We start from the raw sequence: 13,873 nt of genomic DNA, 5'->3' as shown, positions 1-13,873 counted from the left end.
CTGGCACGGTGAAGAACATCACCGTGAGCCAGTCGTGTGGCAAGTGGTTCGTGAGTATCCAGACCGAACGCCAGATCGATGAGCAGCCCACGGCACAGGGTGCGGCAGTCGGCATCGACATGGGCATTGCCCGCTTCGCCACGCTTTCGGATGGTTCGTTCTACGCACCACTGAACAGCTTCAAACGCCATGAAACCGCGCTGTGCAAAGCGCAGCAGGCGATGAGCCGCAAGGTCAGATTCAGCCGCAACTGGAAGAAAGCGAAAGCCCGCGTCCAGCACATTCACTCGCGCATCGGCAATGCCCGCCGTGACTATCTGCACAAGTGCTCCACCACGATCAGCCAAAACCACGCGATGGTGTGTATCGAGGACTTGCAGGTACGCAATATGTCCAGGTCGGCGGCAGGCACGGCCGAGGCACCGGGAAGAAACGTTCGGGCCAAATCTGGCCTGAACAGGGCCATCCTCGATCAGGGCTGGTTCGAGTTCCGCCGCCAACTGGACTACAAGCTGGCGTGGCGCGGCGGCTGGCTGATTGCCGTGCCGCCGCAGAATACCAGCCGCACGTGCCCTTGTTGCGGCCATGTGTCGGCGGCCAACCGCCAGACGCAAGCGCTGTTCAGGTGCGTGGGATGTGGTTTCGAAGGCAACGCCGATGTGGTCGGGGCGATGAATGTACTAAGGGCGGGACACGCCCGGTTAGCCTGTGAAGTGAGCGCAGAGGTCATGGCGCCAGCAGCAGGAACCCACCGAAGCGACTCGGGGGCGGCTCGATGCCGTGCCTGAGCGCCGTAGGAGTCTCCGGCCTTCAGGCCGGGGAGGATGTCAATGTTGGCCTTAAACAGCCTGCCACTGTACCTGTTGCCAGGTCTGCGCATTGAGCTATTGTCCGGAGCCTGAGCCTATGGAGGGGCATTGATGCTGGACGCGACCAATCTTTACCTGTTCCTGATCGCGGCGATGCTGCTGCTGATCGTTCCCGGCCCGAACATGCTGTTTGTCACCAGTCACGCCATGGCGCATGGCTGGCGCGGCGGCTTTGCCGCGGCGCTGGGGATTTCTGTGGCGGATCTGCTGATGACTGCGCTGGTCAGTGCCGGCGTCGGGGCTTTGGTGATGAGCTGGCAGCCCGCGTTTGATGTGCTGCGCCTGGTGGGCGCCGGGTATCTGTTATGGATTGCCTGGCAGACCTTGCGCGCCGCGTCTGCTGATGATCAGGCCCCGGCAAGGCTGGCCTCGCTGCGCAAGGTCTTCATCCGCGGCGCACTCAACTGCCTGCTCAATCCCAAGGCATTATTGTTTTTCATGGTCTTTCTGCCGCAGTTCGTCAACGTTGCCAACGGACAGGTTGGCTTGCAATTGCTGATGCTTGGCACCTTGCTGGCGCTGATCGCACTGATCTTCAATACCGTATTGGGAATCTGCGCTGCGCGGCTGGGCGCCAGCCTTGGCGGGAGCCGGATGGCCCGACGCTGGGGGGATTACGGGTTTGCCGGGGTGATGACGGCCCTGGCGGTGCGGCTGCTGTTTCTTGAACGTTCGGGCTGAAGGCCCCGGCGAAGGTCAATCATGGGCCGTCAGGCTGTTCATAGCGCCGCTGAATCCGCGCCAGTTCGCCCGACACACGCAGTTGCTCAAGGGCGCGGGACCAGGCGGCCACCTGCTGGTCTTCGCTGTCGAGGCTGAAGGCGATGTAGAGCGTTGAGCGATACAACTCGACGGGAATCCGCCGCAGCATGCCGGGGGCGATCTGCAACTGGCGGCTGTAGTGCGCCACCCCGGCGTCGGTGTCGCCGACGATGATTGCGGTGCGCCCGGCCAGCAGCATGCGGTACAACTGCAGGTTCTCGGTGGCGCTTCTGTCGAGGTTGGTGAAACCCTGCGCTTGCAGCGTGTCTGGTAGCAGGCCTGCGTGCCGGGTAGTGATTTGCGCGGCCCGCATCAGTTGTTCAAGGGTCTCGAGGGGCGCAGCATCGGCCCGTTGCCAGGCATGGATGGACTCTTCGACAATGGGGCCGACCCACTTGTACAACGGTTCGCGCGCAGCGGTGCGAAACATCGAATACATGATGGTCTTTGAGCGGGTCTGCAAGGTCAGGCTGGCGCGCATGGACGGCAGCAGTGTCACTTCGAAGTCGTCACCGGTCAGGTTCATGATGGCTCGCACGATCTCGGTGGTCATGCCGGTGAGCCGGTCGCCCTCCAGGTAGTTGTACGGCGCCCACTCTTCGGTCACGACCTGATACGGCCCGGCCTTGGCGAAGGTGCCGAGCGACAGGCAGAACAGTACAGCAATGAGTGTCGATTTTTTCACGTGTTCTGCCTGGCCAAGGGAATGCTGTCAAAGGCGTGTATCGTTTGAAGCAGCAGGCTAAGAATAGCCCGTCGTAGTGTTCTGTTATCGCTATTGCGGCGGGTGGATCAATGCAACGCTCACGTGCAGGAGGTTTTCAAGCAGGCATGGCTGCCATGAGGGAACTTGAGCGAGCTGTGTGAGTCAGTGCGCTGAACCTTGGCCAGGACAATGCCTGGCTGGACCCTGCGCTTTCTTCTCAAGGAAGATAACCCATGATTGCTGTTCTGAAAAAAACAGCGCTGCTGGCGATGGTGGCAGGCGCTGCCATTGTGCTGAGCGCGTGTAATCACAGGGGTGGCTCACAGCCTGACCCACAGACTCGCGAGGCAATGATTGAACAAACGATCAATGCCGCGGTGGTCGATGGCATGAAGCCACTCACCGGCCCTGCAATGCAGTCGGCGCGGGAGGCCGCGTTGGAGGCTGCGATCACCGAACGCAAAGAGACAATGGGCATTGCTCTGAGTCCTCAGTACTGGAGCGAGTACCGGCGCAACATGGATCTGGCGCTGACCGAAGTCGAAGCGGGCAAAGACCGTGTATTGCAGTCGACCATCGATTGGTATCGCGATAGCCTGCAAAAAAGGGACCCCGCGCTTCTCAAGTACGGCGTGCCAGGCAATGAACATGCTGATTACCGTGCCATCAGGGCGAGTAACCTGATCTTCGCTGATAAATACAAGCGTGAGTTTCAGGTTGCGCTGCTTGAGTATGGCCGTATTCATCAGGCACGCATGGCCGATCTTGATCGGCGTTACGGGGTATGCGCGCGCTACCCGAAGTGCTGGAAGGATGATCCGCCCAGTGCAGCCAACCCGGCAGGGGACTTCTGAAGGCCTGCCGTCTTCACTCTTGAAAGGAACTCCTGCATGCAGGCCGCTCGTGACGCTCTGGAAAACAACCAAACCAGCCTCTATTTCATTGCCGTGTTGCTGGCTGGTGCTTCAGCGTTTGCGTTGCCGGCGACTGCTGAGCTAGAGGCGCTGATCAATCCCGCGCTGGCGTTCATGCTGTTCGTCACTTTTTTGCAGGTGCCGGTCGCTGAACTGGGCCAGGCCTTTACCCGGCTGAGGTTTCTCGGTGCGTTATTGACCGCCAATTTCATTGTGGTGCCGCTGCTGGTGTTCGCCTTGCTGCCATTGATGCCCGCCGATCCGCTGATCCGGCTGGGTGTGCTGCTGGTGCTGCTGGCGCCTTGTATCGACTATGTGGTGACGTTCACCCATCTGGGGCGTGGTGATGCCCGCTTGCTGCTGGCGGCGACCCCGGCGCTGTTGTTGGCCCAGATGCTGGCCTTACCCCTGTACCTCAATGCCTTTCTCGGTGAAGCGGCAGCGGCGGTGGTGCAGGTCGGGCCGTTTGCCCATGCGTTTGCCTGGCTGATTGCGGCGCCGCTGTTGCTGGCCGCTGCGGTGCAGTTGCTGGCTGGCAAAAGCCCGCCAGTTGCGCGCATCAATAGCGTGTTGGGCCTGTGCCCGGTGCCGGCCACTGCGCTGGTGCTGTTTATCGTGGTGGCGGCCGTGGGCCCGCGTATCGAGACTGCGCTGCCAGCCACGCTGGCGGTGATTCCGGTGTACCTGGCGTTTGCCGTGGCGGCGCCGTTGCTAGGATGGTGGGTCGCCCGCTGCTGGCGCCTGGAGTCAGCGGCGGGCAGGGCGGTGGCGTTCAGCAGTGCGACGCGCAATTCGCTGGTGGTGTTGCCGCTGGGCCTGGCGGTGCCAGGTGCACTTGCGGTACTGCCAGCGGTGATTATCACCCAGACCCTGGTCGAGTTGCTGAGTGAGCTGGTGTATGTACGGGTGTTGCCAAGACTTGGTGCAACCAGCGCGGGCACGCTGGCTGATCAGTAACACCCGGCTGGGTGGCACCGCAGCCGTGGTTCAGGTGCCGGTCTTGAGGAACTTCACACACAACCCCGGGCGCATGCGCAGGTGTTGCACTGGCTCGACGCTCTCTACGCCGTTCTGGCTCTTGATGACCTGTACGCCGCAGTACTCCTGGTCGACGGTCTGATTGAACAGGAAGCTTTGTTTGGGCTGGGTCCAGCTTCCGGCTCGCAGGGTATAGATCGCGCCCGGTTCAGGAATGAACGAGAAGGGCACCTGGCAAACCTTGTCGCCACTGCTCAGTGCATAGGCCAGAACCAGTTCTTTACCGACGTGTACTGGGGTGTCGAAGAAACCATTGGCGCCAGGGGCGGGCGTGTAGCCAGCATAGCAACGGTCTTCGCCAATGCTGATCAGCCGCAGATTAGTGCCTGGCGTGTATTGCAGGCGCACCGTGGCTGAAGGTTCTTCGGGCTTGGGAAAGACATACTGTTTGCCCATCATCAGCGAGCTGCAGCCACTCATGCCGAGCACGGCCCCCAGCCACAGGCAGGTGCCGAAGGTCTTGAAATTTGAACGCATCATCCGCTCCCTGGCAGGTCTGGCGGCGCAGCAGGCGCGCCACCGATATCGAGAAAACATCCCGTTGGGCGCCCCCTCTGACCGCCGATTAAAGGATGAGTTCTGCTGCTTGCCAGGTCGGTGCGTTTACACACGGTGCCGGGTGTTTACACCATCTCCAGCGGCATCTTCCTCTGCGGCGCGGGCCAGGCGCGGTCAAGGTCGGCCAGGTCCTGTTCGCTCAGACGGATGTCCAGCGCCGCGACGTTTTGACGGATATGCTCGGGATTCACCGCCTTGGGAATCGCGATCATATTGTCCTGGCGCAATACCCAGGCCAGGCTGACCTGCGCGGGGGTGGCGTTGTGGCGACGGGCAACGGCTTGCAGGGCCGGGTGCCAGAGCAGGTCGCCGCCCTGGCCGATCGGGCAGTACGCCATCAGCGGCAGATGACGGTCGGCGGCCCATGGCAGCAGGTCGAATTCGATCCCGCGCTGTGACGGGTTGTACAGCACCTGATTGCTCGCGCAGCGCGAGTCGTCCAGCTCCAGCAAGTCCGAGACGTCGAAATTGGACACGCCCCAGGCGCCAATCTTGCCTTGCTCGCGCAGGCGCTCGAAGGCTTGCACGGTTTCGGCCAGTGGATACTGGCCGCGCCAGTGCAGTAAATACAGGTCGATATGTTCGGTGCCCAGTCGGCGCAGGCTGGCTTCGCAAGCCTTGGCCGTGCCCTGCTTACTGGCGTTGAACGGGTAGACCTTGCTGACGATAAACAGCTTGTCGCGTTGCCCACGAATGGCGTGAGCACCCCCCTCTCCAGCGCCCCCATCGGGGTACATTTGGGCGGTGCCGATCAGGGTCATGCCCTGACCTATGCCTTGGCATAGCGCCGCAATTTCGTCCGAGCGCTGATGACTTTTCTCGCCCATGTGCCAGGTTCCCTGGCCCAGCGCGGGCACGGTTTGGCCCGCCAGTTTCAGAGTACGCATATCAAGGGCTCCTGTTGGTCTGGATAACAGGCTTGGATAGGCAATTGAGCGCCGGGTTCAACGCCGGCGGCTCGGTTCCTTCACCTTGACAGCCTACGCTGCCTAGACCTTGAAAGGCCGCAGCCAGTCATTCAACTGCTGGCTCAGGCGCGCGAGGTTGAGGCTGGCGGCGCTGGACTGCTCGGCCGCCAGGGTGGTGCTCTGCGACAGTTGCGCGGTCTGGGTGACATTCTGGTTGATGTCATCCACCACATGGGACTGCTGCAGGGTGGCGCTGGCGATCGAGGTGTTCAGGCCATTGAGGTTGCGCAATGCCTGGCTGATCGAGTTCAGGCTTTGCCCGGCCAGGTTGGCCTGGTCGATGGTCAGTTGCGAGGCGCGGCTGCTGTCGCCGATCACTTTCACGGCGGCGGCGGAATGGCCTTGCAGGCTTTCGATCATGGTCTGGATCTGCGCCGTGGACTTCTGCGTGCGCTGCGCCAGCAGCCGCACTTCATCGGCCACCACGGCAAAACCGCGGCCCTGCTCACCGGCCCGCGCCGCCTCGATGGCGGCATTGAGCGCCAGCAGGTTGGTCTGCTCGGCAATGCCGCTGATGACTTCCAGCACACCGCCGATCTGGGTGGTTTCGCTGGACAGGGTGCGAATCACTTCGACTGCCTGTTCGATGGTGCCGGACAACTGCTGGATCTGCCGCAGGCTGCCGTCGATGTTCACCAGACCCTGTTGCGCCTCGGATTCGGCATTGCGCATTTCGCTGGCGGCGTGTTCGGCATTGCGTGCCACGTCCTGTACGCCATAGGTGACTTCGTTGATTGCAGTGGCGACCAGCTCCATCTGTTGTGATTGTTGCTGGCTGCGTTCCTGGGCCTGCTCGGCGCTGCCGCCCATTTCCCGCGAGGCTTCGCCCAACGCGACGGCCGATTGCTGCAACTGGCTGATCACATGGCGCAACTGGGCGGTGAAGGTGTTGAAGTGCTGGCTGAGCAGGGTGATTTCGTCATTGCCGTCGGTTTCCAGGGTTCGGGTAAGGTCGCTTTCGCCGCTCGCCACGTTGGCCATGGCCTGAACCGCCTTGCGTAATGGCAATACGATGCTGCGCACGATGACGATCACCAGCAGCGCCATGATCAGGCTGATGCCCAGGCACACCAGCGCAGCCTTGATCACCTGACCGCGGAACTCGGCGGCCACATCATCGACGTACACCCCAGAGCCAAGTACCCAGCCCCATGGCTCGAACAGTTGCACGTAGGAGGTCTTGAGCACCGGCTCGCTGGCACCGGGTTTGGGCCAGCGATAGTCGACGACCCCGGCGCCCTGGCGCTTGGCTATGGCGACCATTTCATTGAACAGCGCCAGCCCGTCCGGGTCCTTGATGGCCGACAGGTCCTGGCCTTCGAGCTTGGTGTTCATCGGGTGCATGACCATGAACGGGCGCAGGTCGTTGATCCAGAAGTAGTCATTCTGGTCGTAGCGCAGCCCGCGCACGGCTGACAGCGCCTGCTGTTGGGCGGCTTCGCGAGTCAGGGTGCCGGCAGTTTCCAGACTGTTGTAATACTTGAGGATACCGCTGACGGTCTGCACCACATGCATGGTTTTCAGGGTTTTGGCCTGGTAGAGATCGTCATGGGTCTGCTTGAGCAACGCTGCGGCAAGCACGAAAAGCATCAGGATGCAGACGACGAGAATCAGCCACAAACGCCGGCTGATAGAGAGATTACGCATGCTCATGGCATTGGTCGCCTTATGTTGTTGTTATTGGGGGAGGGGCTAGCAGCAAGGCACTCTGTTATCAAGACTGTCGGCGTATGCTGACCAAAGTTTAGAAGTCGGTCACGTTAATTTTTATGTCATGTTGCTACTACTTTAGTCGTGTTCGTTTTTCGGGGTTAACTCTGTAAGTTTTTGTTTCTAATGATTTTTTATTAAGGCTTTTGATGCTGATCTGCGCTCATGCAAGGGCTGACGGATCATCGTTTGAGCCTTGCTTGCCCAGCCTCCAATCTGCCTGGCACAACAGATCCACTGCCAGATGCATCACGGAGGTCACTGCATGAGTCCCACCACTTCACTGCTCATCCTGGGCGCTGCCATCGTGACGATCGTCGTCATGATCGGTCGCTTTCGCATCCATCCGTTTCTGGCGTTGCTCACCGCCAGCCTCATGGTCGGCGTCGGGGCTGGCATGGCGCCGCTGGCGGTATTGGCCGCCATCGAAAAAGGCGTCGGCGGCACCCTGGGTTTTCTGGCCGGAATCATTGGCCTGGGCAGCATTCTCGGCAAACTGCTGGAGGTGTCCGGCGGCGCCCGTCGCATCGCCGAAGCCCTGCTGTCGTCGCTGGGCAGCCAGCGTGCAGCCTGGGTCATGATGCTGGTCGGGTTCATTGTCGGCATTCCGGTATTTTTCGAAGTCGGCTTTGTCTTGCTGATCCCGCTTATCTATGTGGTTGCCCGGCAGACCGGTTTGAGCCTGGTCTATCTGGGGGTGCCGCTGGCCGTGTCGTTGATGGTGGTGCATGCCATCCTGCCGCCGCACCCGGCGGCCACCGCAGTGACCAGCCTGCTCGGCGCCGACATTGGCAAGGTGATCATCTATGGCGTACTGGTGGGGCTGCCGACGGCGGTCATCGCCGGTCCCTTGTGGGCCAGATTGTTCTGCCCGCGTCTGGCGCCGCCCGGCCAGCAGGCTTTTCTTGCCGGGCACAACGAGCAACAGCCTCTTGAGGTTCGTGCGCCGGGTGTCGTTCTGACCCTGTTCACCGTGTTGCTGCCGCTGCTGTTGATGGTTGGCAAGACGCTAGCGATTACCGTGCTGGAGCAAGGCAGCGTGGCGTATGAATGGGTCGCTTTTCTCGGCAGCCCGCTGATTGCGCTGCTGATCGCGGTGTCCTTCGCCTATTGGTCGTTCGGTCTGCGTCAGGGCCAGGGGATGGCGCAACTGCTTGAGCTGACCGGACGTTGTCTCGCGCCACTGGCTGGCATCGTGCTGATCATCGGTGCTGGCGGGGCGTTCAACGAGGTGCTGATTGGCAGCGGTATGGACAAGGCAATGGCCGCAGTGCTGCAGCAGTCATCCTTGAACCCGATCATCCTGGCCTGGCTGATCGCGGGGCTGCTGCATTTTGCCGTCGGGTCGGTCACTGTGGCGATGATCAGTGCAGCCGGCATCGTCTTGCCGGTCATGGCCCAGTACCCGCAATACAGCCCGGAAATCATGGTCATTGCGATCGGCGCCGGTGCGATTGGCTGGACCCACGTCACCGACTCGGCGTTTTGGGTGGTGAAAGAGTATCTGGGGCTGTCGCTGTCGGAGGCCATCAAAAAATTTACCGGCGCGACGGTTGTGGCGTCGTTCACTGCATTGTTGGCCACGCTGCTGCTGGCCCGGTTTGTCTGATCTATCTGGAGATACCCCATGATTCACAACAAGACCCTGCCCGCCTGGTATCAGTCTCACCCGGTGCTGGAGACGATGGTCGCACTGCGCGAAACCCAGTGGTTCAACCCGTCTGTCGCGCCCACGGCCCAAGCCCTGGGCGATGTGGGGCTGACCGCGCAGGATGTGGCTGCCGCCAGTGCCCGGCTGCGCCGCTTCGGGCCTTACCTGGCCAGTGTTTTTCCCGAGACGGCCGAGGCTGGCGGGATCATCGAATCTGGCGTGGTGCCGGTCGAGTCGTTGCGTCGACACCTGTTGAGTGAGGCCGGTCTGCACGACAGTGGCAGGTTATGGCTCAAGACCGACAACCAGTTACCGGTGTCCGGATCAATCAAGGCCCGCGGCGGTATTCATGAAGTGCTCAAGCATGCCGAAGACCTCGCGCTGCAGGCCGGTCTGATCGTTCCGGGCGATGACTATCGCAAGCTGGACAGCGACGCGGCCAGGGCATTTTTCGGCCAGTACCGCATCGCGGTAGGCTCGACCGGCAATCTGGGGCTGTCGATCGGCATCATCAGTGCCACGCTGGGCTTCCAGGCCTGCGTGCATATGTCTGCCGATGCCCGGCAATGGAAGAAAGACCGGCTGCGCGCGCATGGTGTGCAGGTGCTGGAGTACGAGTCTGACTACAGTGTTGCGGTTACCGAGGGTCGGCGTCAGGCCGAGGCGGACCCAATGTGCTACTTCGTCGATGATGAAAACTCGCCACATCTGTTTCTCGGCTATGCCGTGGCCGCTGAACGCCTGGCCGGGCAGTTGAGCGAAGCGGGCATCGTCGTCGACGAGCAGCATCCGTTGTTCGTTTATCTGCCTTGCGGCGTGGGCGGTGGTCCCGGCGGCGTGGCGTTTGGCTTGAAGCTGGTATTCGGTGACGCTGTGCATTGTGTATTTGCTGAACCCACTCATTCCCCCTGCATGTTGCTGGGCGTGTACACCGGCTTGCACGATGCGGTGAGCGTTCAGGATTTCGGCATCGACAACCTCACCGCCGCCGACGGGCTGGCGGTGGGGCGTGCGTCGGGGTTTGTCGGCAAGGCCATGCAGCGGCTGATCGACGGCTACTACACGGTGGACGATGCGCAACTCTATCGGCTGCTGCGCTGGGTTTTCGAGCACGAAGGCATACGTCTTGAGCCGTCGGCACTGGCTGGCGCGCCAGGGATGCTCAGGGTGTTGCAGGACCTGCCGTACCGCAAGCGTATCGGGCTTGATCCAGAAACAGCCGCCAGGGCAACGCACCTGATCTGGGCTACCGGCGGCAGCATGGTACCGGCTGACGAATTCAGTGACTATTTGCGCAAGGCTCAGCCAGCGCCGACCCTCTTATAATCGCGGCCCGCAGTTTCGCGAAGGAGGTGAGTATGCCGTACTGGGGACACCGGGCAGGAGAACGGCTGACCGGCCGCAACCTGACCAATTTGCATACGTTTCTGGTGGTGGCCCGGCACATGAGCTTTGCCCGGGCCGCCGATGAGCTGTGTCTTACGGCCAGTGCGGTCAGCCACCGGATTGCCCGGCTCGAAGGCAGCCTGCATGTAAAACTGTTCTGGCGCCTGCCCCGGGAAATCAGCCTGACCGATGATGGCGAACGGATCTTCCTGATCATGCAGGGCGCCATGGACAGCTTGTCTGAAGTGTTCCAGCAGCAGGCCGACGCGCCGGTGGCCGGCCCGCTGACCCTGTATGTCAGGCCTTCGATTGCGCGTTGCTGGCTGGTCCCGCAGTTGGGCCGGTTCGCCGCACAGTATCCGCAGGTGCAACTGGACATCCGGGTCGGTAACGAACGAATCGACTACCGTACGCGCAAGATCGATCTGGCGCTGTGCTATTCCAGCGACGGTTTTCCCGGTCTGGTCAGCACGTTGCTGATGAGCGAACGCATCGCCCCGGTGTGCAGCCCGGAGTATGCAAGGCGGCTAGCGCTGCTCCACACCCCGTCTCGCTTGCATGCCTGCACCTTGCTGCATGACGTCGAAGCCTGGGAAAACGCCGCGTTCGATGCCGAGTGGCGACTCTGGGCCAAGGCGGCGGGTGCGCTGGATTATCTGCCGGAACATTCGATCACCTTTGACCGGTCAGACCTGTGCGTGACCAGTGCGCTGGGCCATGGCGGCATCGCGATTGGCCGCGAACGTCTGGTGCGTAGTCATATCAAGCGCGGTGAACTGGTCTTGCCCTTCGGTGACTTCGTCGATTGTGGCAACCATGGCTACTATCTGGTCCATCCTGCTCACTCAAACATGCCCAAGCGCCTGCAGGTGCTGATCGACTGGCTGCGGGCACTGGCCGGGGAGGCAACACAGCCCTGAAACCAGCAGCGCAGAGCGCTTGAAAGAAGTATTTCAGAGCATTTCCGATAAAAGGTTCGGGCAGATGTGAAAAAATTGTGATTTCATACGAACGGTTCTCAAAAGCGCTTATTACTCTTTGTCTTTTGAGAAGCGTCCGTATTGCCAGGAAGGCCTCAATCACTCTTGCCCAGGTACCCCGTTTCATGGCCCTTTGTTTTCCTTCCCGCCCGACCCTGCTCGCACTCTGCTGCTGCGCAAGCTTCACCACTCACGCTGCTGATCAGGTCGTCGAGCTGGGCGCTACTGATGTCAATGCCACGGCCGTTAAAGCCAATACCAGCACCCAGCCCGAGGCGTATGCCGGCGGTCAGGTCGCGCGCGGCGGGCAGATGGGCATTCTGGGCAATCAGGACAACATGAATGTGCCGTTCATCATGACCAGCTACACCTCCAGGCTGATCGAAGACCAGCAGGCTGAAGACGTTGGCGACGTGCTGCTCAACGACCCGTCGGTGCGTCAGTCGTTCGGTTTCGGCAACCAGTCTCAGGTGTTCGTGATTCGTGGCATGCCTCTGAGCGGTGACGACATTTCCTACAACGGTCTATACGGCGTGCTGCCACGCCAGATTCTCTCGATCGATGCGCTGGAGCGGGTCGAGGTGTTCAAAGGGCCGAACGCCTTTATCAACGGCGTGACCCCCACCGGCAGCGGCTTGGGCGGCGGTGTCAACCTGCAGCCCAAGCGCGCCGGCGACACCCCGACTCGTCGCTACACCCAAGACATCAGCACTGATGGCCGGATTGGCGAACACCTGGATCTGGGCCAGCGTTTCGGCGCAGACAACCGCTTTGGCGCGCGCGTCAACCTGAGCCAGCGCGAGGGCGAAACCGCCATCGACGATCAGGACCAGCGCAGCAAGCTGTTTGTGGCCGGCCTGGACTACCGTGGCGACAATTTCAGGGTATCCAGCGATTTCGGTTACCAGAAAGAGCGCATCAACCACCTGCGCAACACCGTGCAGATCGGCAATGCCACTCGTGTACCCCGCGCGCCGAGTGCCAGCCACAACTATGGCCAGGACTGGACCTACAGCGAGACCGAAGACACCTTCGGCATGCTGCGCGGCGAGTGGGACCTGAGCGACAACTGGACCGCCTACCTGGCCGGTGGCGTCAAGCACACCCGTGAAACCGGGATCTACGGCACCCCGACCCTGGTAGGCAACAACGGCGCGGCAACCGTCGGCGGTTCGGAAATTCCGCACAACGAAGACAACACCACCTTCAGTGCCGGCCTCAACGGCCGCCTGCAGACCGGTCCGGTCAGCCATCAGATTGCTGTTGGTGCGTCGACCATCTGGACCCAGCAGGAAAACGCCTACGTCTTTTACCGCTCGACACCGGGCAACACCAATATCTACAGCGGCGGGCGCCTGCCGATGCCGACGGTGGTTTCCAGCACCGGTGGTGAAATGGGTGATCCGGGCGTGACCGGCAAGACCCGCAACCGCAGCCTGGCGATTTCCGACACTCTGGGGCTGTTCGATGACAAGCTGCTGGTGACCTATGGTTTGCGCCGTCAGCAACTGCGTGTCGAAAACTACCTGTATGACGGCACAAGTTCCAACGGGGTTATCAACCCGGCCAACAACGGCAGCCGCAGTTCGCTCTATGACGAGTCCATTACCACTCCGGTCTATGGCATCGTCTACAAACCGGTTGAAAGCGTTTCGTTGTACGCCAACCGCATTGAAGGTCTGGCCCGTGGCCCCATCGCTTCAGGGACCAACATCACCAACCTGGGCCAGGCCTTCCCGCCGGGTCGCACCAAGCAACTGGAAGCCGGTGTAAAGCTTGACCTGCAGAGCTTTGGCGCCAACCTGGCGGTGTTCCGCATCGAGAAGCCCAGCGACGGTTACGTTGACAGCAACCAGCAGCTTTATATTCGCGACGGCGAGCAGGTCAACAAAGGTATCGAGCTGAGCGTGTTCGGCGAGCCGGTCGAAGGCCTGCGCCTGATGGCCGGCGGCACCCGTATGAGGTCGCAGCTGGAAAACACCGCAGGCGGCACCAATGACGGCAACCACGCCATTGGCGTGCCGACCTTCCAGCTCAATGCCAGCGTCGATTGGGACGTGCCGGGTATCGAAGGTCTGGCCCTCAACGCCCGCGCCCTGCGCACCGGTGGCCAGTACGCCAACGCCAGCAACACCCTGAGCCTGCCGACCTGGAATCGTTTCGACGCCGGCGCCCGCTACAGCTTCAAGGCCTGGAAAGACCTGACCCTGCGTGTGAATGTGGAAAACATCACCGACAAAAACTACTGGGCCTCGGCCAACGGCGGCTACCTGACCCAGGGTGAGCCGCGTCTGGTGAAGTTCTCGGGGACGATTGATTTCTAAACGTTCA

At 61.3% G+C, this 13,873-nt stretch carries 12 protein-coding genes; 8 read left to right on the top strand and 4 right to left on the bottom strand.

Annotation, left to right across the window (positions count from 1 at the left end; genetic code table 11):
* The coding region (locus tag NRB16_RS22885) for a transposase (RefSeq protein WP_257107007.1) at positions 1–788 on the top strand (788 nt) is incomplete at its 5' end.
* 132 nt (positions 789–920) lie between these two features.
* On the top strand, positions 921–1,550 hold the full coding sequence (locus tag NRB16_RS22880) for a LysE family translocator (protein ID WP_257107006.1): 630 nt from the start codon (positions 921–923) through the stop codon (positions 1,548–1,550).
* A 19-nt stretch (positions 1,551–1,569) separates the two neighbouring features.
* On the opposite strand, the gene NRB16_RS22875 is transcribed toward NRB16_RS22880, so the two are convergent.
* On the bottom strand, positions 1,570–2,316 hold the full coding sequence (locus tag NRB16_RS22875; RefSeq protein WP_257107005.1) for a transporter substrate-binding domain-containing protein: 747 nt from the start codon (positions 2,314–2,316) through the stop codon (positions 1,570–1,572).
* Between the two features lie 254 nt (positions 2,317–2,570).
* Between NRB16_RS22875 and NRB16_RS22870 the strand changes: the two genes are divergently transcribed.
* On the top strand, positions 2,571–3,191 hold the full coding sequence (locus tag NRB16_RS22870) for a hypothetical protein (protein WP_253110048.1): 621 nt from the start codon (positions 2,571–2,573) through the stop codon (positions 3,189–3,191).
* Positions 3,192–3,227: 36 nt separating this feature from the next.
* Entirely contained in the window at positions 3,228–4,208 is a 981-nt protein-coding gene (locus NRB16_RS22865) for an arsenic resistance protein (protein ID WP_253110051.1), read from the top strand.
* A 30-nt stretch (positions 4,209–4,238) separates the two neighbouring features.
* On the opposite strand, the gene NRB16_RS22860 is transcribed toward NRB16_RS22865, so the two are convergent.
* The 3 genes from NRB16_RS22860 to NRB16_RS22850 all read right to left on the bottom strand — a co-directional run bounded on the left by NRB16_RS22860 (position 4,239) and on the right by NRB16_RS22850 (position 7,468).
* Positions 4,239–4,766 (bottom strand): hypothetical protein, encoded by a 528-nt coding sequence (locus NRB16_RS22860; RefSeq protein ID WP_253110053.1) that lies wholly within the window; start codon positions 4,764–4,766, stop codon positions 4,239–4,241.
* A gap of 146 nt (positions 4,767–4,912) precedes the next feature.
* A complete protein-coding gene (locus tag NRB16_RS22855; RefSeq protein ID WP_257107004.1) occupies positions 4,913–5,734 on the bottom strand; it encodes an aldo/keto reductase in 822 nt (273 codons plus the stop codon).
* 102 nt (positions 5,735–5,836) lie between these two features.
* On the bottom strand, positions 5,837–7,468 hold the full coding sequence (locus NRB16_RS22850) for a methyl-accepting chemotaxis protein (protein WP_257107003.1): 1,632 nt from the start codon (positions 7,466–7,468) through the stop codon (positions 5,837–5,839).
* A gap of 322 nt (positions 7,469–7,790) precedes the next feature.
* Between NRB16_RS22850 and NRB16_RS22845 the strand changes: the two genes are divergently transcribed.
* The 4 genes from NRB16_RS22845 (at position 7,791) to NRB16_RS22830 (ending at position 13,866) form a co-directional block, all read left to right on the top strand.
* Positions 7,791–9,134: a gluconate:H+ symporter gene (locus tag NRB16_RS22845; protein ID WP_045489803.1), complete on the top strand. Its 1,344-nt coding sequence runs from the start codon at positions 7,791–7,793 to the stop codon at positions 9,132–9,134.
* A gap of 18 nt (positions 9,135–9,152) precedes the next feature.
* Positions 9,153–10,502 carry a D-serine ammonia-lyase gene (locus tag NRB16_RS22840; RefSeq protein ID WP_045489805.1) on the top strand — a complete coding sequence of 450 codons (1,350 nt, stop codon included), beginning with the start codon at positions 9,153–9,155 and terminating at the stop codon, positions 10,500–10,502.
* A gap of 32 nt (positions 10,503–10,534) precedes the next feature.
* Positions 10,535–11,482: a DNA-binding transcriptional regulator DsdC gene (dsdC, locus tag NRB16_RS22835; RefSeq protein ID WP_253140185.1), complete on the top strand. Its 948-nt coding sequence runs from the start codon at positions 10,535–10,537 to the stop codon at positions 11,480–11,482.
* Positions 11,483–11,667: 185 nt separating this feature from the next.
* Positions 11,668–13,866, top strand: a complete 2,199-nt coding sequence (locus tag NRB16_RS22830; RefSeq protein WP_045489809.1) for a TonB-dependent siderophore receptor — start codon at positions 11,668–11,670, stop codon at positions 13,864–13,866.
* Positions 13,867–13,873 lie beyond the last annotated feature (7 nt).

The organism is Pseudomonas sp. LJDD11, from assembly GCF_024584215.1.
Classification (GTDB): Bacteria; Pseudomonadota; Gammaproteobacteria; order Pseudomonadales; family Pseudomonadaceae; genus Aquipseudomonas.
This window is presented reverse-complemented; position numbering and strand designations above follow the sequence as displayed.

Excerpts from the sequence above, each read along its gene's own strand:
- NRB16_RS22880 (WP_257107006.1), top strand. The coding sequence starts at position 921 with ATGCTGGACGCGACCAATCTTTACCTGTTCCTGATCGCGGCGATGCTG.
- NRB16_RS22870 (WP_253110048.1), top strand. The coding sequence starts at position 2,571 with ATGATTGCTGTTCTGAAAAAAACAGCGCTGCTGGCGATGGTGGCAGGC.
- NRB16_RS22865 (WP_253110051.1), top strand. The coding sequence starts at position 3,228 with ATGCAGGCCGCTCGTGACGCTCTGGAAAACAACCAAACCAGCCTCTAT.
- NRB16_RS22860 (WP_253110053.1), bottom strand. The coding sequence starts at position 4,766 with ATGCGTTCAAATTTCAAGACCTTCGGCACCTGCCTGTGGCTGGGGGCC.
- NRB16_RS22855 (WP_257107004.1), bottom strand. The coding sequence starts at position 5,734 with ATGCGTACTCTGAAACTGGCGGGCCAAACCGTGCCCGCGCTGGGCCAG.
- NRB16_RS22850 (WP_257107003.1), bottom strand. The coding sequence starts at position 7,468 with ATGAGCATGCGTAATCTCTCTATCAGCCGGCGTTTGTGGCTGATTCTC.
- NRB16_RS22845 (WP_045489803.1), top strand. The coding sequence starts at position 7,791 with ATGAGTCCCACCACTTCACTGCTCATCCTGGGCGCTGCCATCGTGACG.
- NRB16_RS22840 (WP_045489805.1), top strand. The coding sequence starts at position 9,153 with ATGATTCACAACAAGACCCTGCCCGCCTGGTATCAGTCTCACCCGGTG.
- dsdC (WP_253140185.1), top strand. The coding sequence starts at position 10,535 with ATGCCGTACTGGGGACACCGGGCAGGAGAACGGCTGACCGGCCGCAAC.
- NRB16_RS22830 (WP_045489809.1), top strand. The coding sequence starts at position 11,668 with ATGGCCCTTTGTTTTCCTTCCCGCCCGACCCTGCTCGCACTCTGCTGC.